The sequence below is a fragment of the Lactobacillus corticis genome (genome assembly GCF_018327645.1).
GTDB lineage: Bacteria > Bacillota > Bacilli > Lactobacillales > Lactobacillaceae > Lactobacillus > Lactobacillus corticis.
This window is the reverse complement of sequence record NZ_BMAY01000001.1, coordinates 91,548-112,875: the sequence shown is the minus strand read 5'-3', so window position 1 is coordinate 112,875 and position 21,328 is coordinate 91,548. Positions and strand designations below refer to the sequence as shown.

Annotated in this window: 22 protein-coding genes; 16 read left to right on the top strand and 6 right to left on the bottom strand. The window is 45.1% G+C overall.

All coding sequences use genetic code 11. The features are described from left to right. Positions 1-113 precede the first annotated feature (113 nt). On the top strand, positions 114-752 hold the full coding sequence (locus KI210_RS00505; protein WP_212779935.1) for an NAD(P)H-binding protein: 639 nt from the start codon (positions 114-116) through the stop codon (positions 750-752). Positions 753-824: 72 nt separating this feature from the next. Here the strand turns inward: KI210_RS00505 and KI210_RS00500 are convergent, their stop codons facing one another. Both KI210_RS00500 and KI210_RS00495 read right to left on the bottom strand, forming a co-directional pair. After that, entirely contained in the window at positions 825-1,106 is a 282-nt protein-coding gene (locus tag KI210_RS00500; protein ID WP_212779934.1) for a DUF1827 family protein, read from the bottom strand. 120 nt (positions 1,107-1,226) lie between these two features. Then, complete coding sequence (locus KI210_RS00495) at positions 1,227-3,404, bottom strand: ATP-dependent Clp protease ATP-binding subunit (protein WP_212779933.1); 2,178 nt, start codon at positions 3,402-3,404, stop codon at positions 1,227-1,229. 192 nt (positions 3,405-3,596) lie between these two features. Between KI210_RS00495 and ykzS the strand changes: the two genes are divergently transcribed. From ykzS to KI210_RS00465, 6 genes are all read left to right on the top strand, one after another. Beyond that, positions 3,597-3,782: a protein YkzS gene (gene ykzS / locus KI210_RS00490; RefSeq protein ID WP_212779932.1), complete on the top strand. Its 186-nt coding sequence runs from the start codon at positions 3,597-3,599 to the stop codon at positions 3,780-3,782. 112 nt (positions 3,783-3,894) lie between these two features. Next, positions 3,895-4,161, top strand: a complete 267-nt coding sequence (locus KI210_RS00485; protein WP_212779931.1) for a phosphocarrier protein HPr — start codon at positions 3,895-3,897, stop codon at positions 4,159-4,161. Beyond that, positions 4,161-5,891, top strand: coding sequence for a phosphoenolpyruvate--protein phosphotransferase (gene ptsP / locus KI210_RS00480; protein ID WP_212779930.1), 1,731 nt, complete (start codon positions 4,161-4,163; stop codon positions 5,889-5,891). The genes KI210_RS00485 and ptsP overlap by 1 nt, the downstream gene beginning before the upstream one ends. Positions 5,892-6,086: 195 nt before the next feature. Further along, positions 6,087-6,485 (top strand): transcriptional regulator Spx, encoded by a 399-nt coding sequence (gene spx / locus KI210_RS00475; protein ID WP_212779929.1) that lies wholly within the window; start codon positions 6,087-6,089, stop codon positions 6,483-6,485. Between the two features lie 88 nt (positions 6,486-6,573). Next, positions 6,574-7,404, top strand: a complete 831-nt coding sequence (locus KI210_RS00470) for an adaptor protein MecA (protein WP_212779928.1) — start codon at positions 6,574-6,576, stop codon at positions 7,402-7,404. Between the two features lie 84 nt (positions 7,405-7,488). Further along, positions 7,489-8,349 carry a competence protein CoiA gene (locus KI210_RS00465; RefSeq protein WP_212779927.1) on the top strand — a complete coding sequence of 287 codons (861 nt, stop codon included), beginning with the start codon at positions 7,489-7,491 and terminating at the stop codon, positions 8,347-8,349. A gap of 12 nt (positions 8,350-8,361) precedes the next feature. Here the strand turns inward: KI210_RS00465 and KI210_RS00460 are convergent, their stop codons facing one another. Together KI210_RS00460 and KI210_RS00455 are read right to left on the bottom strand one after the other, a co-directional pair. After that, positions 8,362-8,976 (bottom strand): DsbA family protein, encoded by a 615-nt coding sequence (locus KI210_RS00460; RefSeq protein ID WP_212779926.1) that lies wholly within the window; start codon positions 8,974-8,976, stop codon positions 8,362-8,364. Positions 8,977-9,062: 86 nt separating this feature from the next. Next, a complete protein-coding gene (locus KI210_RS00455) occupies positions 9,063-9,680 on the bottom strand; it encodes a CYTH domain-containing protein (protein ID WP_212779925.1) in 618 nt (205 codons plus the stop codon). A 78-nt stretch (positions 9,681-9,758) separates the two neighbouring features. Between KI210_RS00455 and yjbM the strand changes: the two genes are divergently transcribed. From yjbM to KI210_RS00435, 4 genes are all read left to right on the top strand, one after another. Beyond that, complete coding sequence (gene yjbM, locus KI210_RS00450; RefSeq protein WP_212779924.1) at positions 9,759-10,391, top strand: GTP diphosphokinase; 633 nt, start codon at positions 9,759-9,761, stop codon at positions 10,389-10,391. Continuing rightward, positions 10,388-11,191 carry an NAD kinase gene (locus KI210_RS00445; RefSeq protein ID WP_212779923.1) on the top strand — a complete coding sequence of 268 codons (804 nt, stop codon included), beginning with the start codon at positions 10,388-10,390 and terminating at the stop codon, positions 11,189-11,191. Before yjbM ends, KI210_RS00445 begins: the two co-directional genes overlap by 4 nt. Further along, positions 11,178-12,059: an RluA family pseudouridine synthase gene (locus KI210_RS00440; RefSeq protein ID WP_212779922.1), complete on the top strand. Its 882-nt coding sequence runs from the start codon at positions 11,178-11,180 to the stop codon at positions 12,057-12,059. Before KI210_RS00445 ends, KI210_RS00440 begins: the two co-directional genes overlap by 14 nt. 106 nt (positions 12,060-12,165) lie before the next feature. Continuing rightward, positions 12,166-13,944, top strand: coding sequence for an oleate hydratase (locus KI210_RS00435; protein WP_212779921.1), 1,779 nt, complete (start codon positions 12,166-12,168; stop codon positions 13,942-13,944). A 34-nt stretch (positions 13,945-13,978) separates the two neighbouring features. Here the strand turns inward: KI210_RS00435 and KI210_RS00430 are convergent, their stop codons facing one another. Further along, complete coding sequence (locus KI210_RS00430) at positions 13,979-14,668, bottom strand: TVP38/TMEM64 family protein (protein ID WP_246487292.1); 690 nt, start codon at positions 14,666-14,668, stop codon at positions 13,979-13,981. A gap of 21 nt (positions 14,669-14,689) precedes the next feature. After that, entirely contained in the window at positions 14,690-15,712 is a 1,023-nt protein-coding gene (locus tag KI210_RS00425; RefSeq protein ID WP_212779920.1) for a lactonase family protein, read from the bottom strand. A gap of 191 nt (positions 15,713-15,903) precedes the next feature. Between KI210_RS00425 and KI210_RS00420 the strand changes: the two genes are divergently transcribed. The 5 genes from KI210_RS00420 to KI210_RS00400 all read left to right on the top strand — a co-directional run bounded on the left by KI210_RS00420 (position 15,904) and on the right by KI210_RS00400 (position 21,327). Next, complete coding sequence (locus KI210_RS00420; protein WP_212779919.1) at positions 15,904-18,660, top strand: cation-translocating P-type ATPase; 2,757 nt, start codon at positions 15,904-15,906, stop codon at positions 18,658-18,660. A 78-nt stretch (positions 18,661-18,738) separates the two neighbouring features. After that, positions 18,739-19,119: a PTS glucitol/sorbitol transporter subunit IIA gene (locus KI210_RS00415; protein WP_212779918.1), complete on the top strand. Its 381-nt coding sequence runs from the start codon at positions 18,739-18,741 to the stop codon at positions 19,117-19,119. Positions 19,120-19,127: 8 nt separating this feature from the next. Next, the gene (locus KI210_RS00410) at positions 19,128-20,321 is read left to right on the top strand and encodes an AI-2E family transporter (protein WP_212779917.1); all 1,194 of its coding nucleotides are present in this window, start codon (positions 19,128-19,130) and stop codon (positions 20,319-20,321) included. A gap of 53 nt (positions 20,322-20,374) precedes the next feature. Continuing rightward, positions 20,375-20,935, top strand: a complete 561-nt coding sequence (gene trmL / locus KI210_RS00405) for a tRNA (uridine(34)/cytosine(34)/5-carboxymethylaminomethyluridine(34)-2'-O)-methyltransferase TrmL (protein ID WP_212779916.1) — start codon at positions 20,375-20,377, stop codon at positions 20,933-20,935. Continuing rightward, positions 20,935-21,327: a DUF1149 family protein gene (locus KI210_RS00400; protein ID WP_212779915.1), complete on the top strand. Its 393-nt coding sequence runs from the start codon at positions 20,935-20,937 to the stop codon at positions 21,325-21,327. Before trmL ends, KI210_RS00400 begins: the two co-directional genes overlap by 1 nt. The last annotated feature ends 1 nt before the right edge of the window (position 21,328 follow it).

Here is a 21,328-nt window from a genome sequence, read left to right as displayed (position 1 = left end):
GCTCAGGCTTTTTTTGTATGTATGTTGCGTATGCTCGCTTGCATAAGAAGTAATTTTCTCCATTACTTTTTCTCGGTATAGTAGTGACAACGAATCATTAAGGAGGAAAAAACATGAAATATGCAATTTTAGCTGCGACCGGCCAAATTGGTCGCATGACGGCAGATTATTTGTTGAAAAATACCGATGCCGACCTAGTGCTTTTTGGTCATCATGCTTCGCAGCGTTTGGCCAGTTATGCTGGTGACCGGGTAACGTTTGTCGACGGCGATTTGAAAAACCAAAGCGAGGTTGAAGAAGCTGTCGCTGGGACTGATGGGGTCTTTGTGGCTTTCGTAGTTACGCCAGAAATTGCTAAAACTTTGTCAGCTGCCTTAAAGGAAGTTAAGGTAAACCGCTTAGTCGTAATGTCAATTCCTGACTTATATCAAGAAGTTAGTGGTCCATTCCAAAAGTGGTACCGGACAAATACTGGTTTAGTATGGCAAACGCCTTTAGTTGAAGCGGCTGACATTATTGAAAAATCCGACTTGGACTATGTAATTTTGCGGACTACTTGGCTCTACAATAATCCAGCCAACACCAAAGTGGAAGTAACCCAAAAGGGTGAACCATACACTTCAGCTCAAATTACGCGGGAGGCAGTGGCGAAATTTGCCAGCCAATTGCTGACAGGTGAAGCTGATTACCACCAAGCAAATTTGGGGATTGGCGAACCTGACACTGCTTGGACCAAGCCAAGCTTTTATTAATCAAAAATTTTTTTAAAACTGAATCTACCTGTTCTCAAAAAAAGACCGGATCTTGTGATCCAGTCTTTTTTCTTACTTATCAATGTGGATTTCCACCACATGTCTGCTTTTATCAACAGTCAAGGTATATGACCCTTCGTACTTGGCAGCCAGGCGCTTGACGACAAATTCAATTTCGTCTTCACGAACCCGGCGGTCATGATTTTCAAGTGCGATACCGATGGCTTTGGCGCTTTCAGTGTAAATTACCGCGGTATTGCCGAGGGAATACACTTTAACGTAATTAGCATCAGTAGTGTTGAGCTGACTTTGAACCAAGTCAGCATGGCTATTTGTGTTATCAATTAAGTGCATAGTGTCACCTGTTTCCTGTTAATCGTCCCCTACCAAGTCTAGTATACACTTATTAGCAGGTGATAATGAAAAAAGAAAGCGGAGAAATTCCGCTTTCTTTGGAAATTACGCTTAAGTTGCTTATTCTGCTGGCTTGGTAGCAGGTTCTTCAGCGGTAATTTTAATCTTGCCATCCTCAGCATCTGCTAGGAAGTTCTTAACATCAGTATGATCTAGCTTATAGTCAGCAACTTGATCTTCGATTTCTTCTTGGATCGTCCGGCGCAGGGGCCGTGCACCCATTGAAGGGTTGTAACCTTCGTCAACTAAGATTGACTTAGCGGCAGGGGTGACTTCAACATGCAGGCCTTGGTCGGCAATCATGTCGTTAGTCTTCTTCAGCATTAAGTCAACAATCTTAAGCAGATCTTCCTTAGAGAGTGGGTTGAATTCGATCACGTCGTCGAGCCGGTTTAAGAATTCTGGCTTAAAGAAGCTGGTCATTTCGCTTCTAGCACTTTCGCCATCTTTTGGCCCATTGTCGGCGTTAAAACCAACGCTGGCTTCTTTGATGCCTTGACCGGCATTTGACGTCATGATGATAATCGTATCCTTGAAGGAAACGGTCCGGCCTTGCGAGTCGGTTAACCGGCCGTCATCAAGGATTTGCAAGAAGAGGTTCAAAACATCTGGGTGAGCCTTTTCAATTTCGTCCAGCAAAATCAAGCTGTACGGATTGTGGCGCACTTGTTCAGTCAATTGACCTGCTTCTTCATAGCCCACATAGCCAGGAGCGGAACCGATCAATTTAGAAACAGAATATTGTTCCATGTATTCTGACATATCGAATCTGATCATGGCATCGGCTGAACCAAACATTTGCTTGGCTAATTGCTTGGCTAACTCCGTCTTACCAACCCCAGTAGGTCCAACGAAGAGGAAGGAGCCAATTGGCCGACCAGACTTGTTGAAACCAATCCGGTTTCTTCTGATGGCTCTGGCAACCTTGTCAACGGCTTGGTCTTGGCCAATGACATTAGCGCGCAGGTCGCTAGCCAGGTTTTGCAAGTTGTCTTCTTCTTGCTTTTGGATATCGCCAACCGGGATATTGGTCTTTTCTTCGACAATCTTGTTCATGATCTTTTCCGTGATCTTTGGCGACTTGTCAGGATCCACGTTTTGATCCTTCATCTTGTCGTATTTTTCAATTTGATCACGGTAGTAGGCAGCTTTTTCGTAGTCTTCAGCCTTTAAGGCTTCTTGCTTTAAGTCTTCAGCAGCCTTGATGCGTTCTTGGATCTTTTCCTTATCAACATAGGGAATAGTCAGATTCATCCGTGAACCAGCTTCGTCCATCAAGTCGATTGCCTTGTCCGGCAAGAAACGATCTTGGATGTAGCGGGCTGACAACTTAACCGCAGCTTCAATTGCCTTGTCCGTGTATTGTACGTGGTGGTAGTCTTCATACCGCTTTTGGATACCTTTGAGGATCTTGATCGTTTCATCAATTGATGGTTCTTTGACTTCGACCGGTTGGAATCTGCGGGCGAGGGCGGAGTCTTTTTCAATTTCCCGGTATTCTTTTAAGGTGGTTGCACCTACTAATTGCAGTTCGCCACGGGCGAGGGCAGGCTTGATAATGTTGCCGGCATCCATTCCGCCTTCAGCGTTGCCGGCACCGACAATTTCGTGAATTTCATCAATAAAGAGGATGATATCGGATTGAGATTGCAATTCCCGAATCAGTTGTTCCATCCGTTGTTCAAATTGCCCGCGAATACCGGTACCTTGAACTAGTGAGACCACGTTTAATGAAATGATCCGCTTATCTTGTAACTTGGCAGGAACTGATCCGTCCACAATTTGCTGGGCTAAGCCTTCAACCACAGCGGTTTTACCGACACCGGCTTCACCAATTAAAACTGGGTTGTTTTTAGTCCGGCGGTTTAAAATTTCAATTACTCGGGCAATTTCTTTGTCACGGCCAATTACAGGGTCGATCTTGCCTTTTCTAGCTAATTCGGTCAGATCGGTCCCGTATTGATCGAGCAGACTCTTGCCGGCCCCGCGATTTGGTCCCTTAGGTCCTTGCGGCGCTTGCTGGAAATTAGGATTTTGTCCATTTCCATTCAAAGAATTGAAAAAGTTTTCCATATCTCCAAACATTTCGTTATCGTTATTATTCATATTATTATTTCCTTGTTCTGCACGTAATTGCTGATAGCAAACTTGGCATAAATTGATTTCGCGGCTTTGACCATTTACTTTTGCATATAAATGGATAGAAGCTGGACGTTCATGACAATTTTCGCAAAGCACGATTGTTACCGCCTTTCTTTTTCAAGTTAACTAAATTTTACGATTAGCACTCATTAGTGTCAAGTGCTAAGACTTAAGAACACTAATTTTTTGTAAGCTAAAATTTCCAAAATTTCAAAAATAGTGCGTATTTTTACTCAAAGTAAATAATTTTGTGTTAAAATATCAGTATTGTTTTGAAAGGTGACTGGTATGACAGATTATCTGCAAATCCTCGATGAAATCGTCGATGGTACTCGCAAGGAATTTTTGATAGAACCGAAAGATGCATATGAATTTCAGCGAGTTTTACGTGATTACGATAAGCGGCAGGACATCACGGGTCGTGCCCTGCATGGCGGTAAAATTATCTATCATCGCAAGAATGCTAGTGAATAGATAATGAAAACTGTTACATTATTATTGTTTTACGTGAAAAAACATGATAATCTAGTATCCGATGGGTATTAATTACCAGTTTGATTTTGAATTATAAGGAGATACATTTACGATGGAATCACGCGAATTTCACATTATTGCAGAAACCGGTATTCACGCTCGTCCAGCTACTTTGTTGGTACAAGCTGCTTCAAAGTTTGGCTCAGACGTTAACTTGGAATACAATGGCAAGTCTGTAAACTTGAAGTCAATCATGGGCGTTATGTCACTTGGTGTTGGCCAAGGTGCTGATGTTACCATCACTGCTAACGGTGATGACGAAAAGGACGCAATTGCTGCAATTGCTGACACTATGACTAAAGAAGGTTTAGCTGAATAATGACAAAGACTTTAAACGGAATCGCAGCTAGTGACGGGATTGCCGTTGCTCCTGCTTATCTTCTGGTAGAGCCTGATTTGTCATTCTCAAAGACCACGATTAGTGACGTTGATGCCGAAGTTGCCCGTTTCCAAAAGGCAGTTAAGGACTCAACTGAAGAAGTTGAAGCTATTCGTGACACTGCTAAGAAGACTTTAGGCGAAGAAGAATCACAAGTCTTTGATGCTCACTTAATGATTTTGAACGACCCAGAATTCACTGGTGCCATCGAAAATGAAATTAAGAACTCAAAGATTAATGGTGAAGCTGCCTTAGATGCAACTGCTCAAAACTTCATCGCTATTTTTGAAGGGATGACCGACAACCCTTACATGCAAGAACGTGCTGCTGACGTTCGCGACGTTTCAAAGCGGATTATGGCTCACTTGCAAAACAAGGAATTGCCAAACCCTTCAACCATTGACCACGAAGTTATCGTTGTGGCTCACGACTTAACTCCAAGTGATACGGCACAACTTAACAAGAAGTTTGTTAAGGGCTTTATTACTGATATTGGTGGTCGGACTGCTCACTCAGCTATCATGGCTCGTTCATTAGAATTGCCAGCTGTTGTTGGGACTGAAACGATTACTAGTGACGTTAAGAACGGTCAAACATTAGTAGTTGACGGTCTTAACGGTGACGCCGTAATTGACCCAACCGATGCGCAAGTTGCTGATTACCAAGCTAAGAGTGAAGCTTTCTTGAAGCAAAAGGCTGAATGGCAAAAGTTGAAGGATCAACCTTCAGTTACTGCTGATGGCAAGAAGTTCTTAATCGCTGCTAACATTGGTACGCCAAATGACATGGAAGGTGTTAAGGCTAACGGTGCTGAAGCAGTTGGTTTGTACAGAACTGAATTCTTGTACATGGATTCAAAGGACTTCCCATCAGAAGACGACCAATTTGAAGCTTACAAGGCTGTTATCGAAGGCATGGATGGCAAGCCAGTCGTTATCCGGACGATGGATATCGGTGGTGACAAGCACCTCGATTACTGGGACTTACCAGACGAAATGAACCCATTCTTGGGTGTTCGTGCAATTCGGCTTTCATTGAAGAACAAGGAAATCTTCCGTACGCAATTACGGGCTTTGCTTCGTGCGTCAGCTTACGGCAAGCTTTGCATCATGTTCCCAATGATCGGTACTTTAGATGAATTGCACCAAGCTAAGGCTCTTTTGAAGGAAGTTCATGATGAACTTACTAAAGAAGGCGTTAAGATCGGTGATTACCAAGTTGGGATGATGATCGAAGTTCCGGCAGCTGCTATTTTGGCAGACCAATTTGCTAAGGAAGTTGACTTCTTCTCAATCGGTACTAACGACTTGATCCAATACACGATGGCTGCTGACCGGGGTAACGACAATGTTTCTTACCTCTACCAACCATACAACCCATCAGTTTTGCGCTTAATTAAGCACACAATTGATTCAGCTCACAAGGCTGGCATTTGGGTTGGTATGTGTGGTGAAGCTGCTGGTGATTCAACTATGTTCCCAATTCTGTTATCAATGGGCTTGGATGAATACTCAATGTCAGCAACTTCAATTTTGCGGATTAGAAGCGAAATGAAGAAGATCAACACCAAGGATCTTGAAGGCTTAGCTGATAAGGCTATTAATGAATCAACTACTAACGAAGATAATGAAAAGTTAGTTGCTGACTTTATGGCAAAATACAGCAAGTAATATTTAAAAAAAGCTCGGTTTACCGGGCTTTTTTGTTTCTTTAGAAAAACTTAACAAATAATCAATTTAATAACAGGTGTTTAGGCGTATAGTGTAGTTAGACAGGGATAAATGTAAATTACTGCTTACAATATGTTAGCAGTGTGCTATAATAACCATATATTATAACAGTGGTTATCCAAGGAGTGTGATTATATGGTAGACTTATTTATTTCTCCAAGCTGCACATCATGTCGCAAGGCTAAGGAATGGTTGATCAAACACGACATTCCTTTCAAAGAACGGAATATTTTTACTGAACCCTTATCCAAAGAGGAATTGTTGAAAATTCTGCGTTTAACTGAAAATGGAACTGAAGAAATAATTTCTACTCGCTCCGCAGCGTTTAAAAAGTTGCAGGTCAACTTGGATGACATGTCAATTGATCAACTGTTAAGCTTAGTTGAAAAGAATCCAGGCCTGTTGCGTCGTCCAATTATTATGGACGATCGACGCTTGCAAGTAGGGTATAAGGATGATGAGATTCGTCGGTTCTTGCCGCGACACGTTCGGCGGATGGAATTGGAAGAAGCCCAAAAGATTGCAGGATTATAAAGAATAAGTGTTAGTTTCGGCTAACGCTTTTCTTTTTCTGGGGAAGTTCGTTATAATGAACTTACTATGAGTTAAGGAGGCGTCAACTTTGCGCGTAAAACATATTGATGAAAATACCATTAGAGTTCAAATCGAAAAGCGCGAATTAGCCCAACGCGGCGTGAAGATGCTGGATTTATTGGGAAATAAATCAAACATCCAAGACTTTTTCTATTCTATTTTGAGAGAAGTTGACTCTGATCACACCTTCAAAAGCGAGCAACCAGTTAGCTTCCAGGTAATTTCCAATAATGGTGGGCTGGATTTGCTGATTAGCAAGATTGACCCGCAAAAGAACAACAGCTTGCCAACCTTTGACTTAAACGATCCTGATTTGGAATTTGCTGATAACGACGATGATAATGATGATGAAACAGACGATCAGAGTACACCCGATCGCTTGCTGGATTGGCTCCAGGCGCTAAATCAAGAAGATGACGATGATGAGGACGATTCGCTAGATCAACGCGCTGATAGCCCTTCAGTTCTGGGACGCCATCGTCCAGAAAATACCATGGTGAATCAAGCCTGGCAACATTACCGTGATGCGGTCCTGGGAACAAGTGGCATTGCTTATGACACGACTAATGCAACCTTTGTCTTCAAAGACTTAGCCGATGTGATCGACCTAGCAGCCACATTGCAGGTTGATGACTTAGCTGCTAATTTATACTTATGTCAAGGGCGGTACTATATGGATTTAGCCTTCGTTGATGACGAGTATCGCGTGCTCAAACCGAACGAAGTTTGGGCGATTGCCCTGGAATTTGGTAATGTGGTGGCAAGCGAAGTGGCCAAGCAGGCTAAGGAGCAGGGACAAGTTTTGTTTAGCGCTAATGCGATGGCGCAGATTCGCGAGAACTTTTTGAAGAAAAAATAAAAAGTTAAGCTTTTCTAAAATTAAGTAAGAGCCGTGAAAAACGGCTCTTTTTTGCGTACTTATTTTTAGAAGGGGGGGATCAAGATGTATGCAGCATTGCTTGCTGGCAAATTGGTTTTGGCTAAAAGCGAGGAAATATTGGTCAGAAGCGGGCGAAAACCGCTAAACCGCGATAATTATCGCTGCCCGCGCTGTCATAAACGGGTGCTCTTGGGACTGGCACAAAAGCGGAGCGCCTTTTTTTATCACTTGCCCAAGAATACTCCTATGACGGGTGAAAAAGCCGAGCATTTGCAATTGAAATTGGGCTTGAAAGCGGCGCTGGCGGCTTGTGGCTGGCCGAGCAAGATTGAGGCAGTTTTAGCTGATGGGGAAGTTCGAGCTGATATTTTAGCTAGCAGCAAGTTGGCCTTTGAAATTCAGTGTGCGCCCCTGAGCTTAAGCGAATATCGCCGGCGCCATCTGACTTATCGCCGGCTGGGCATTCAGGATATTTGGATCGTAGGCCGGCGCCATTATTTAAAAGCTACCTTGAAGCAAAGTCAGCTAATTTACTTTCGCCATAACGAGGTCTGGGGTGACTATTACTTGGAAGGGGATAGTCAAAAGCAGCGCTTGTACCTGCGCCACCATGTGTTAGAAGAACCCATTCGCAATCGCTTGATCTGGCAAAGCGCCAGTTTTGCGATTGACGAACAGGGCTTAGGAGAATTTTGGCAATTTAAAGCGCCAGCTAAGACCTATCCCCTTGACGCCCAGCAGCAAAAAGCCTACTTATATGATCAATTGCGTCGCCAAACGCGACTTGGTTTAAAAATTGGCGAAGAATTGTATTTAAAAGGAATGAGCATTGAAGATTTGCCAGATAAGGTCTTTAGCAAATTTCGGCGCCCGGGGACAAGCAATAGCGTTAGTCAATTCTTGCGAAAAAAAGAAGCCCCTTAAAAAAGGAAACTTCTAGATCAGGCGTAAACGGCGTACCGGATATTGGTCTTGCCAAGTTGCTTGCGACTTCTGGGTAAAGATATCGGTCAAGTCGGCATATTCAAATTTTCCTTCCAAAAGGATTCCGCTGTCGTCGTTAGCTTCATTAAAAATTACCGTTGATGGGGTTTTGCGAATTTGCCATTGGTCAGCTAATTTCAAATCATCTGCTAGTGAATCTTCAATGTATTTGCTGCTTCTGAGCAATTCCACGCTGGCCCAGTCAATGCCGAGTGATTCCGCAATTTTTCGGGGCAAGCCATCCTGAAAGCTTAGGCCATCGTCGGCGAGAATGCCTTGAATCGTATATAAAAAGCGACGAGCTTTTTTATTGCCATAAGCCATTTTGATGGCATGAAAATCATGCAGCACGTTTTCTGCAATCAAGCTATAGGCAGTCGGCTTACTCAACATTTGGCTGGCACAACGCCGTCTTGAGATATCGCTGCTCATGGTCTGCGTAGTTAAAATCGGTAAATAATGGACACTAGTTGTGATCTCCAACTCGTCCTCTGCCTTGCGCAGTTGCTGCTCTACATCGTAGCAGTAGAGGCCGATTGGATTGATGAAAAGAAACAGTTCAAACATCCTGCTTCGCTCCTTGATTCAATGAGATTACTGTTACTTTAGCAGAACCTAAAAGCAGAAACAATTACTTTGCTCACTGGCAAGCTTTACCTATGAATAAAAGCCCTACCAATTTTGCTTTGGTTGGTAGTTGCTTTATTAATCGTAAAGCCGAATTTTTGTTTCAGCTCGGTCTGGACCTGTTTTATTTGTTCAGGACTATTATTTTCGATTTCGAGCTCATAGTCAAGAAAGCTGTCCGGATATTGGGTCTGGTCCAGGGTCAGTTCGGTATCATGGGGACCGCTAAGCAGTTTGCGCAGGGTTTTTGACCAAGTTGCCAGGCGCAGCTGTTCATAAAAATTGGCAAAGTGCTGCTTTAAATAGTCGCCCACGGGACCCGGAAAGTTAATTGCCTGACCGGCTTTAGCCTGCTTTAAGAGTTTTTGGGCGACTGCCAAGTCTAGGAGAGAATTGATTTCGAGGGCTTCATGGAAAACAGCTTGTTGCGGATTTTCATCAGGCACCTTTAGCGTGGCTTCGGCCCGGTCGGAATATAGGCGAATGCGCAAGCTGCAGCCGTGGCGGCGAATTTGACTATCAGGCGTTTCAAAATAAAAGTTTTGCTGGTTAAAGCTCGCTTTTACCGGATAGGAACTGAGAATTTTTTGGTATGTTGGCTTGGTTAACAAAATTTTAGCTTCAATTTCAAGATTTTGACTCATTACGAGCAAGTCCTCCTCTAATCTAAAAATCCTAATTCTATGGTAGAATGTTTAAGTGAATTAAGAAAGGACAAGTTTATGGAGATCGATTGGGATACTTTTTTATGGCCTTATGAAGAAGCCGTCCGCGAACTTAAAATTAAATTCCGCAGCTTGCGCCAGAGCTTCCTGGTTGATGGTGGACATTCACCAATCGAGTTTGTGGTTGGGCGCGTTAAGAATGTTGACTCGATTAAGGAGAAGATGAACCGCCGGGTCATCACTCCTGACGTTATCGAGACGGATATGCAGGATATTGCCGGCATTCGGATTGTCTGTCAATTCGTTGACGACATCTACAAGGTGGTCGATTTGATCCATGCGCGTGACGACATGGAAGTAATTGAAGAGCGCGACTATGTCCAAAATGCCAAGCCCAGCGGCTACCGTTCCTACCACATGGTCATTAATTATACGGTATATTTGCCTACGGGTCCGAAAACTTTAATTGCGGAAATTCAGGTGAGAACCTTAGCCATGAATTTCTGGGCCACGGTTGAACATACTTTGAATTATAAGTACCAGGGCGAATATCCGGATGATGTTTCCGCAAGACTAAAAAAAGCGGCTGAAGCAGCTTACCAGCTGGACGAAGAAATGAATTCCATCAAAGATGAAGTACAAGAAGCCCAGCGAGTATTTACGCAGAATAAAGGCAAGGAAAAAGAATGAAAGTAGGAATTGTCCACAACGACCAGCCCAAAACCTTGCAGGTGGTTGCGCATTTAATGCAATTGCTGAAACGTTACGAGTTGCCAATTGACAATAAATACCCCGACGTAGTGATTACGGTTGGCGGCGATGGGACCTTTATTTCAGCGGTGCATAAATACATTGATCAGATCGACTCAATTCGCTTTATCGGCGTCCATACTGGTCACTTAGGTTTTTATACCGATTGGCGGAATTTTGACATCGATAAAATGGTGCAGGTGTTGGCGCGCAAAGAGGCGGATACGATTTCTTACCCCTTATTGGAAGTAAGCTTATTTTCCGACCAAGGGCAAAAGACCCAGTTGGCGGTTAACGAATCCACCCTTAGAAGAATTGCGCAAACCCTTGAGGCAGACGTCTTTGTTGACCGAACTCTGTTTGAAAACTTCCGGGGAGACGGCTTGTGCGTCGCTACGCCGATGGGTTCGACGGCCTATAGCAAGTCCTTGGGCGGGGCCATCATCCAGCCTAATTTGCGGGCCTTGCAAATGACTGAGATTGCGTCTTTAAATAATCAGGTCTTTCGGACCCTGCATTCGCCCATGGTCATTGGGCCTGAAGAGTGGATTACGGTCAAATTTGAATCTACTGACGATATCGTAATTACGGTTGATGGCAAGCAATTAGATGCTAGCGGCATCAACAAAATTGTCTACCGGATCAGTGACCATAAGATTCATTTTGATCGTTTTGGTCACCACCATTTTTGGACGCGCGTGCAAGACGCTTTTATTGGAATGCCTCATGCAAATATTTAAGTATCAAGTCACTAAAGGCGATTCGTTAAATTTGGGCAAATTTTTGCGCCAGCAAGGCCTTTCTAAGCAAGCTATTGCTAAAGCCAAACACGAGGGTGGCATGATAATAGTTAATCATCATCGCCGCTTTACGACCTACCGTTTGCAGGTTGGCGATACGGTTTATTTTTTGCCAGGACGGGAGAAGGAAAATCATTGGCTAAAGCCTTCTGCTGCACCAATTGAAATTGTCCTGGAGACGGCTAATTATTTAGTTGTCAATAAACCCGCTGGCATCTTAAGCATCCCGTCCCGCTATGAAGACGGCGATAGTGTGGTCAATCGGCTCTTGGGCTATTTTCAGCGCACTCACCAGGCAGCTAAACCTCATATTGTGACGCGGCTGGACCGTGACACGAGCGGCTTGGTTTTGGTGGGGAAAAACGCCATTGCCCATGCACAATTTAGTCGCTACCATAAGGATTTATTTATCAAAAAATATCACGCCCTGGTGCATGGCCAGTTTCCTGCTGGAGCCAGTGGCCTGATTGATCAGCCAATTGCCAAAATTTCAACCGGCGTCAAACGCCATGTTGATCCAAGTGGCAAGCGGGCTTTAACGGAATACCAGGTGCTGGCTGCTAATTCCTCGGCTAGCCTGGTAGAATTGCGCTTGTTGACGGGCCGCACCCACCAGATTCGGGTTCATCTGGCTTATTTGGGCCATCCCCTGTATGGTGATGCGCTTTATGGCGCCAGGGACGCCTTTCCGCGACAAGCCTTGCATTGTTTTTATCTTGCTTTTCCTGATCCTTTTACGGGAAAAGCCCAAACCATCAAAATTCCTGATCCGCCTGATATGCAGGCATTAAAGACTCAACTACTATAAGCTGAGTCTTTTTTTAGATTGCAAGCTGAAAGCGCTAGCACTATAATTAAGGTGTAGGATTAATAATATACATGTATACTTAATATTGCGGAAAAGGGGCCTATATATGTATTATTCAAATGGTAATTATGAAGCCTTTGCGCGGCCAAAAAAACCAGCCGGCGTTGATCATAAATCGGCTTATATTGTGGGCAGCGGCCTAGCCGGCTTGTCAGCAGCCGTCTTTATGGTGCGGGATGCCCAAATTCCCGGGGACCATATTCACGTCTTGGAAGAACTAGACGTTGCCGGCGGTTCGCTTGATGGTACCAAATTGCCTCAAGGCTTTGTCGTTCGGGGCGGACGCGAAATGGAAAACCACTTTGAATGTATGTGGGACATGTACCACTCCATTCCAAGTTTGGAAATTCCTGGTGCCAGCTACTTGGATGAATATTACTGGTTAGACAAACAGGACCCGAACTCATCAAACTGTCGCTTGATTTATAATCGCGGCAATGAGGTTCCCGATGATGGGGAGTATGGTTTGGGCAAGTGCAGCCAAGAAATTGTTAAGCTGATCATGACGCCAGAAGCAGAGCTAGTTGGCAAAACGATTGGCGACTGGTTCAGCGATGACTTTTTCAAGACCAACTTCTGGACTTATTGGTCAACGATGTTTGCCTTTGAAAAATGGCACTCATTAATTGAAATGCGCCGTTATGCGATGCGCTTTATTCACCACATTGATGGCTTGCCGGACTTCACGGCTTTGAAATTCAACAAGTACAACCAATATGATTCCATGGTTAAGCCGCTGCTAGCTTATTTAAAGGACCACGGCGTGCAATTTGAATACGGCATGCGGGTTGATAATGTGGTGGTTGATCACGAAGATGGTCAAAAGATTGCCAAGAAGATCGTTTACACGGATCTAGCTAAACAAGAACAAGCTGAGATTGTCTTAAGTCGCGACGACTATGTCTTTGTTACTCCAGGCTCAATTGTCGAAAGTTCGACCTACGGCGACCAAGACCATCCGGCACCAATTACCCATGAAAAGGGCGGCAGCTGGAAGTTATGGGAAAATCTGGCAGCTCAAGATCCAAGTTTCGGTCATCCGGATGTCTTTTGTGAAAACCTGCCAGAACGCAGCTGGTTCGTTTCGGCCACGATGACTTTGGAAAACCGTAAATTGGCACCTTACTTTGAACGCTTGACCAAGCGGAGTTTGTACGATGGCAAGGTGAACACTGGTGGGATTATCACTGTTACCGACTCTAACTGGTGCTTAAGCTTTACCATTCACCGCCAGCCGCACTTCAAGAGCCAAAATCCTGATGAAATCGTCGTTTGGATTTATGCCCTGTATTCTGACACTGAAGGGAATTATATCCACAAGCGGGTAACTGAATGCAGCGGACGCGAAATTGCGGAAGAACTGCTGTACCATTTGGGCGTACCAGAGAGCGAAATTGCTGCTGATGCTAGTGAACCAAACACCAACACGGTGCCGGTTTACATGCCATATGTCACCAGCTACTTCATGCTGCGTAAACCAGGCGACCGGCCAGATGTTGTTCCTGCAGGCAGTCAAAACCTGGCCTTCTTAGGCAACTTTGCCGAATCACCAACGCGGGACACCGTCTTTACGACCGAATATTCGGTTAGAACGGCCATGGAAGCAGTCTACACCTTGTTTAAAGTCGACCGGGGCGTACCAGAAGTCTACGACTCAATTTACGACATTCGGCAATTATTGCGGGCCGTCTACTACTTGGGCGACAAGAAGAAGTTGAGCGAGCAAGATTTGCCATTGCCAGAAAAACTAGCCGTTAATGCCGGAATGAAGAAAATTAAGAAAACTTGGGTTGAGGAACTCCTCAAAGAAGCGAAATTAATTTAAGCAAAAAGGTCATTTCCAATTTGGAAATGACCTTTTAAATTTGTTTGAAACTTTCACGATGTTTTTTGAGTTCAAGAAAGATCCAGCCGCCAATTGCCACAACCAGGATACCGCCAATCACCCAGATTGCACTGGAAGCGTCAATCTTGAGCAGCGAATCGCCCCCGTAAGCATAGAGAAAGGCAAATGGGATCATTCCTAAGCAAATCGGAATAAGCTGTTTTACGCGACTTTTTACCAAGATAATGTTGGCATAGGCAACCGTCGCACTGGGGATGAAAGGCACCATATAGCAAAGCGTCAGCCAGAGCAAGGGGTATTTTTGCCGCTTGAGCAGCTTAACCAATTTTTGGTTTTGAAACTGCTTAGCATCATAGAGGCGATACAAAACGCCAATTAACAAGAGCTGCCCCAGACAGCTGGCCAGCCAGTTGATTAAAAAGCCGACCGCCTTGCCAAACAAGACGCCATTTAAAATTGCAAAGACCCCATTAGACATCCCCGGTACAGCTACGCAGAGGGTATCCAGGATAAAAAGGATGACTTTGTTTTCAAAACCATGCGAGCGAATCATTGCCAAAAGTTCGGCCTGACTGCCAGGCTGATAGTGGAGCAGCAGGTTGATCTCGGTTTGATAGTTGTGGATAAGTTTAGCGACAAAAGGCACAATTACCACTAAGGCAGCAACTCCGAAGCCGATCCGCACCCAGCGTTTTTTGGTCATGACTTGCGTCCTTTCAGCTGGCTAAGCTTCAAACAAGACGCGCGTACCTTCAGGAACTGCGACTTCTTTTTGCAGCGGCGTGAGCATGCCGCTAGCAGCATCCCGGCGGTAGAGCGTAGCGTTATTCGAGTTTTGGTTAGCGACAATCACCAAGCTTTGGTCCTGGTTCCAATTGAAGTCTCTCGGGAAGTCGCCAAAAACGGAAACGCGCTGCACTAAGCGCAGATTTTGGTCAGCTTCAACGGCAAAGACGGCCAAAGAATTGTGACCGCGGTTTGAAACGTACAAGTATTTGCCGTCGCGAGATAAATATAAGGCCGCTGCACCGTTATGTTCATGGAAGTCGGCTGGGATGGTTGAGTAGGTGCCCAAGCTTTCAAAAGTCCAATCATCTTCGTTGAACTTGACCACGTTTATTTTGCTGGATAATTCGCCAACTACATAGAAGTAGTGGCCATCTGGACTAAAGCGAATGTGCCGCGTTCCAAAGCCGCTTTCGTTGTGGTAAACCGCAGCCTTGGTTAGCTGTTCGCCATCAAACCTAAAGAAAGTAACGCTATCGTTGCCCAAATCGCAGGCCACTAAGTTGCCTTGCGGCGTTTGGTCAAAGAAGTGTGGGTGGGGGCCGTCAACTTGTTCTGGCCGCGGCCCCAAGCTTTCTGCTTTAGCAGTATAAGTCGTAACTAATGATAGGCTATTTTCGCTATAGCGATAAATGGACAAAACTGCCGTATGGTAGTTGGCCGTATAGAGCAGGTGGGCTTTTGGGTTAATGCCGAGATAAGCTGGCGAAGCACCGGGGGTTAGCTGGTCTGCTAGTTTTTCATAACGATCGCCATGCCGCTTAAACAGCGAAATGCCGCCTTGGTCACCGGCGTTGTTAATGGTAAACAGTAAATCTCCTGCTGTTTGGAAGTAAGTTGGCCCGCCAACTTCTGCCACTAATTGGGCTTGACCCAGAACCGGTTGGGGCTGGGTGGACAAAGGCAATTCATAAATTCCTTTAGAAGCGTGTTTGGTATAGCCACCAATAAGAACCTTCATAGAAAACCTCCTAATAATTAATGCATATTTCTTATCAATTTAGTATACCACTAGGACCCGTTTGCCCCGAGTGCAACTTTTTGCGGGAAAAATTATTCCCCTTTTCTCAAAAAGTGTTAGAGTAAGGTGTCTGGTTTTTTTTGGATAAAAAACTGAAACTTTTGAGGAAAAGCGAAAGGATTTTTGTTCTTATGGATGAAAATAAAGTACGTGAACTTTATGCCGCTAATGACATATCAGAAGTTTACCAAAATCTGGAGTCCAGTGAAAACGGTTTGACCAGCGCTGAAGCGGCCAAACGTTTGCAAAAATACGGGACTAACACAATTAAAAAAGCTGAGGCGGAAGCCGGCTGGAAAGCATTTTTGAAAAACTTTACCAGCATGATGGCGATCCTGCTCTGGGTTGCCGGCTTGATCGCCATTTTGTCCGATAGTGTGGAACTAGGCATCGCCATGTGGCTGGTTAACATTATCAATGGTTTGTTCAGCTGGTGGCAGGAACGGGCCGCTAAACGCGCTACCGATGCCCTAAACCAAATGCTGCCGACCTATGTGCAGGTCTTGCGGGACGGCAAAAAGAAGCAGATCGATTCTAAGCACCTGGTGCCAGGGGATGTCTTCATTGTCCAGGCCGGGGATGCGATTCCGGCCGATGCCCGCTTGATCTCAGCTACCTCCATGCAGATTGATCAAAGTGCCTTGACGGGGGAATCTGTCCCTGAGTCCAAGGTCCTAAAATATGATCCCGGCGAGGGCAAATATGCTGAAAGCAATTTGCTTTATTCTGGGACGATTTGTAGTGCCGGCAATGGCCGCGCCATTGCGTATGCCACTGGGATGAAGACGGAGTTTGGTCAGATTGCGCGTTTGACGCAAAACGAAGAAGATACGGAAAGTCCGCTGACGGCAGAATTAAGTCGTTTGACCAAGCAAATCACCTTGATTGCCTTGACGATTGGGGTCATTTTCTTCTTTGCAGCGCTGTTTATCGTTAAGTATCCCTTTGCCAAGGCCTTCATTTTTGCCTTGGGGATGATCGTTGCCTTTATTCCGGAAGGATTGCTGCCAACCGTTACCTTGAGCTTAGCCCAAGGGGTTAGACGAATGGCTAAAAAACATGCCCTGGTGAAGGAGCTTAACTCGGTTGAAACTTTGGGCGAAACGACGGTTATTTGTTCTGATAAGACGGGAACTTTAACCCAAAACCAAATGACCATCCACTACATTTGGACTTTAAAGAACACCTTTAAAGTCACTGGTGATGGTTATGTCAATAATGGGCAAATTGAAATGAACGGGCAACGGATTTTCTACGAGCAAAATCCTGACCTCCACCGCCTGGTACAAATCGCTGCCATGGACAACGATACCGAAGTTGAGCCAGCTAAAGATGGCGGCAAGCCTAAAATTTTAGGTACGCCAACGGAAGCGTCGCTGGTGATCATGAGCCAAAAGGCTGGACTTGATATCAAACGGCTGCTAGTCAAATATCCGCGCCTGCGCGAATTGCCATTTGATTCAGAACGTAAGCGGATGTCAACCATTCACCGCTGGAACGATACCGAAGCCATTATTATGACCAAAGGTTCGTTTTCAGATACCATCAAGCAATGCAGCCAGGTCATGGTTGATGGCAAGGTGCGGCCAATGACGGCTGATGAGCGGGAACACGCTAAGCGGGTCAATGCTGATTACGCAGCTAAAGGTTTGCGTTCAATGGCCATGGCTTACAAGATCATCCCTAAGAATGATGATCTGCAAAAGATGTCAATTGAAGAAGCTGAAAGCGACTTGGTCTTTGTTGGTTTAACCACGATGAGCGACCCGCCACGGCCAGAAATTTACGATGCCGTTAAACGTTGCCACCAGGCCAAGATTCGGATCATCATGGTCACTGGTGACTCTAAATTGACTGCCAAGTCCGTCGCGGTGCAAATTGGCTTAACTAGCGACCAAGCCCGGGTTATTTCTGGTAACGAACTGGAAGCCATGAGCGATCACGAACTGCGCGAGGCTTTGAAGGGCGAAGTAATTTTTGCCCGGGTAGCCCCAGAGCAAAAGTACAAGATTGTTAAAACCTTGCAGGAAAACGGCGAAGTCGTAGCTTCAACCGGTGACGGCGTGAACGACGCGCCTGCCTTGAAAAAAGCTGATATCGGTATCGCCATGGGGATGACGGGGACTGATGTTGCTAAGGATGCCGCCAACATGATTTTGACTGACGACAACTTTGCTTCAATCGTCGCCGCCATTGAAGAAGGCCGGGCCGTTTACGCCAACATTCGGAAATTCTTGACTTACATCTTGACGAGTAACGTTCCCGAAGCCTTCCCATCAATTCTGTTCCTATTCTCTGGTGGGGCAATTCCCTTGCCATTGACGATTATGCAGATTTTGACCATTGACTTGGGGACGGATATGCTTCCTGCCTTAGGCTTAGGGGCAGAAGCAGCCGACCCTGACGTCATGAGTCAGCCGCCGCGGGACCGAAACGAGCACCTAATGACTAGGCCGCTTTTGCTGAAAGCTTTCTTGATGTACGGCCTGATTTCAGCCGCTATTGCGATGGGTGCCTACTTCTTTGTCAACTATCAAAATGGTTGGCCTATGCATGCCTTGGCTGCGAATGGTTTTGTTTACATCCGTGCAACAACCATGGTTCTGGGGGCAATTGTCTTTACTCAGATTGCCAACGTTATCAACTGCCGGACCAACAAGACCAGCGTCTTTAAGAAGGGCTTGTTCTCCAACAAGAATATCTGGTACGGAATCGTCTTTGAAATTATTCTTTACTTCATTTTGACGGTTACCCCAGGAATTCAATCAGTTTTCAACACCACCACTTTAGGCTGGCAAGACTGGTTAGTCCTCTTCATCCTGCCAATTCCACTGGTATTGCTGGAAGAAGGACGCAAGTGGCTGGTTTATCACAAACAATGGAATTAATTTTCCGCAAATATCTGACCGCTTAGCCTAGCTAAGCGGTTTTGTTATGTTAAAATTAATGATTAAGAGGTGTGAATTATGAAATGGAATGCAACAATTAAACAAATCGGCGAAAAAGCCGTTGAAAACAAAGATGGCATGGTAATTTTGTTTGGTGACGGCGCCAACGACGACTTGGCTTCAGTCTCCGTCATTCAAAAGTTTGATCAAGAGACGCCGGTCAATGGCTTTGTCTTTAAAAAGGGCGACACCATTACGGTTGATGGCGAAACTTTTGTTGCTGACTACGTCGGCCCAATGGTGGAATCAAACATGAAGGCCCTAGGCCACGCAACTTTGTTCTTTGGTCGCAAGCTGCCCAAAGCGCCGCTTGCCAACAGCGTTTATTTAGAAAAAGCCGCTGACCAAGATTTACCTGAATTTCGGGTAGATGACGAAATCGTTTACGAACACCTGTAGGAGGTAATATGGGAAGTCGACATCAAAACTGGTTTCAACGTTGGTTTCTCTCAAACCGCTTCAGCATTGCGATGATCAATTTGCTGTTGTTTTTCTTGGTCCTGCTTGTCTTCAATAAAATTTCTTTCATGCTCAATCCGGTTTGGAGTTTTATCTCAGCCGTTTTGCCGCCAATCGTGTTGGCGGTAGTGCAATTTTATTTGATGGAGCCAGTGGTTGACTTTTTCCAAGAAAAATTCAAAATTCCACGGGTCGTGACGATCGTGGTTTTGTTCTTGCTGGTGGTTTTAGCCTTGGTTTGGGTCATCAACAGTTTGATTCCGGTCATCCAAAACCAAATTAATCAACTGCTGAAAAATTGGCCTTCGATCTGGGATGGCAGCGTGAAGGCGGTCCGCAAAATGCTGCGCGATCCCCGTTTATACAGCGTGAAGAGCAACTTGCAGCAGATGCTTACCAATTTTCAAAAGACGCTGGCTAAGTCTAGTCAAACCGCGATCAATTCGGCTTTCACCAGTTTGTCTTCGGCCGTTTCCGTAGTGACGGCGATTGGCACGACGCTGTTGACGGCTCCCTTCATTTTGTTTTTCCTGTTAAAAGACGGCAAAAAATTTGGGCCATTTTTGACTAAATACATGCCTGAACAATGGCAGGACAGTTTTGGCAACCTGCTGCATGAAATGAATGAGGCGATTTCGTCCTACGTTCGGGGGCAAATTACCGTGGCTTTCTGCGTTGGCGTGATGTTTGCGATCGGCTATAATATTGTCGGTTTGCCATATGGCTCAGTCTTCGCAATTTTGGCCGGCTTTATGAACCTGATTCCTTACTTTGGGACTTTCATTGCCTTTGTGCCCGTTTTGATCGTGGCTACAATGACTAGTCTGCAGATGCTTTTTAACGTCATCATCGTGTTTGCGATTGAACAGACGATTGAAAGCCGCTTGATCAGTCCTTTGGTTGTGGGGAATAAGATGAACATGCATCCCATTACGACAATTTTGGTGTTATTGGGTGCAGGTGCCGTTGCCGGCCTGTGGGGCGTGATTTTCGGAATTCCAGCTTATGCAATTTTGAAAATTATCGTCTCTCGCTGCTACCACTATTACCGGTCAGTCAGCGAATTTTATCCTGAGGACTCAGTTCCCGAGGCCAAAGTCGCCAAAACAGGCAACAATAAACAGACAAGCAAGCAAAAATAAAGCTATTGAGGCGCGGGTGTGAGCTCAGCGCCTTTTTCATAAGGAGGATAAAGATGACAAATCATGTGGTTTTATATGAACCATTAATGCCAGCCAATACGGGCAATATTGCGCGGACCTGTGCTGGTACCAATACCGTATTGGACTTAATCGAACCTTTAGGATTCCAACTTGATGACCGTCATATGAAGCGAGCGGGGCTAGATTATTGGGAAAAAGTTGAAATCCACCGCCATGATGACCTGGCAGCCTTTTTGAAGACGCTGGGGCCAAATAGTGAAATGTATTTAATTTCGAAGTTCTCTTCGACCTCCTACACCGATATCAGTTATACTGATAAGGCTAAGGATTACTATTTTGTCTTTGGCAAGGAAACCACCGGTCTGCCGGAGACCTTTATGCGCGAATATTATGACCGCAATTTGCGGATTCCGATGTCTGACAATATTCGGGCCTTCAACTTATCCAATTCAGTCGCAATTGTCTTGTTTGAAGCACTCCGTCAGCAAAACTTCCCGCACCTAGAGACTAGTCATCATTACGCCAATGACAAGCTAAAGGATGACTATAACCGACCAGGCCGGTATGAACGTGATTTAGGAGAAGAAAAATAATGGAATTTAAGAAAGAAACCCCTGTCATCGTCCGTTCATTTCACTACGATATGAATGATGATCCGGTTGTTAAAAACGAAGTTAATGTTGCAATGCGCAAGGCCCAATTAGCCGATGATGCCGAGATAGCCGCTGAAACCGAAGCTGGCAGCTATTTTGAAGTTGCAGTGGTCTTTGAAGTGGCAGCAGAACCCGGCGAGTTCACGGTTTCCGGCATTATTAGCCAGATCGTGTTCATGAAAGACTACGATGGCGATGGCCAAGACTTGGCAGATTCAGACTACAAGCTTTTGTCAAGACCATTAGTTGAATACATTGAAACCTTAACTTACCAACTCACGCAAGTAGCCCTTGGAACGCCAGTCGAATTAAACTTTACCCCTAACTTTTAAT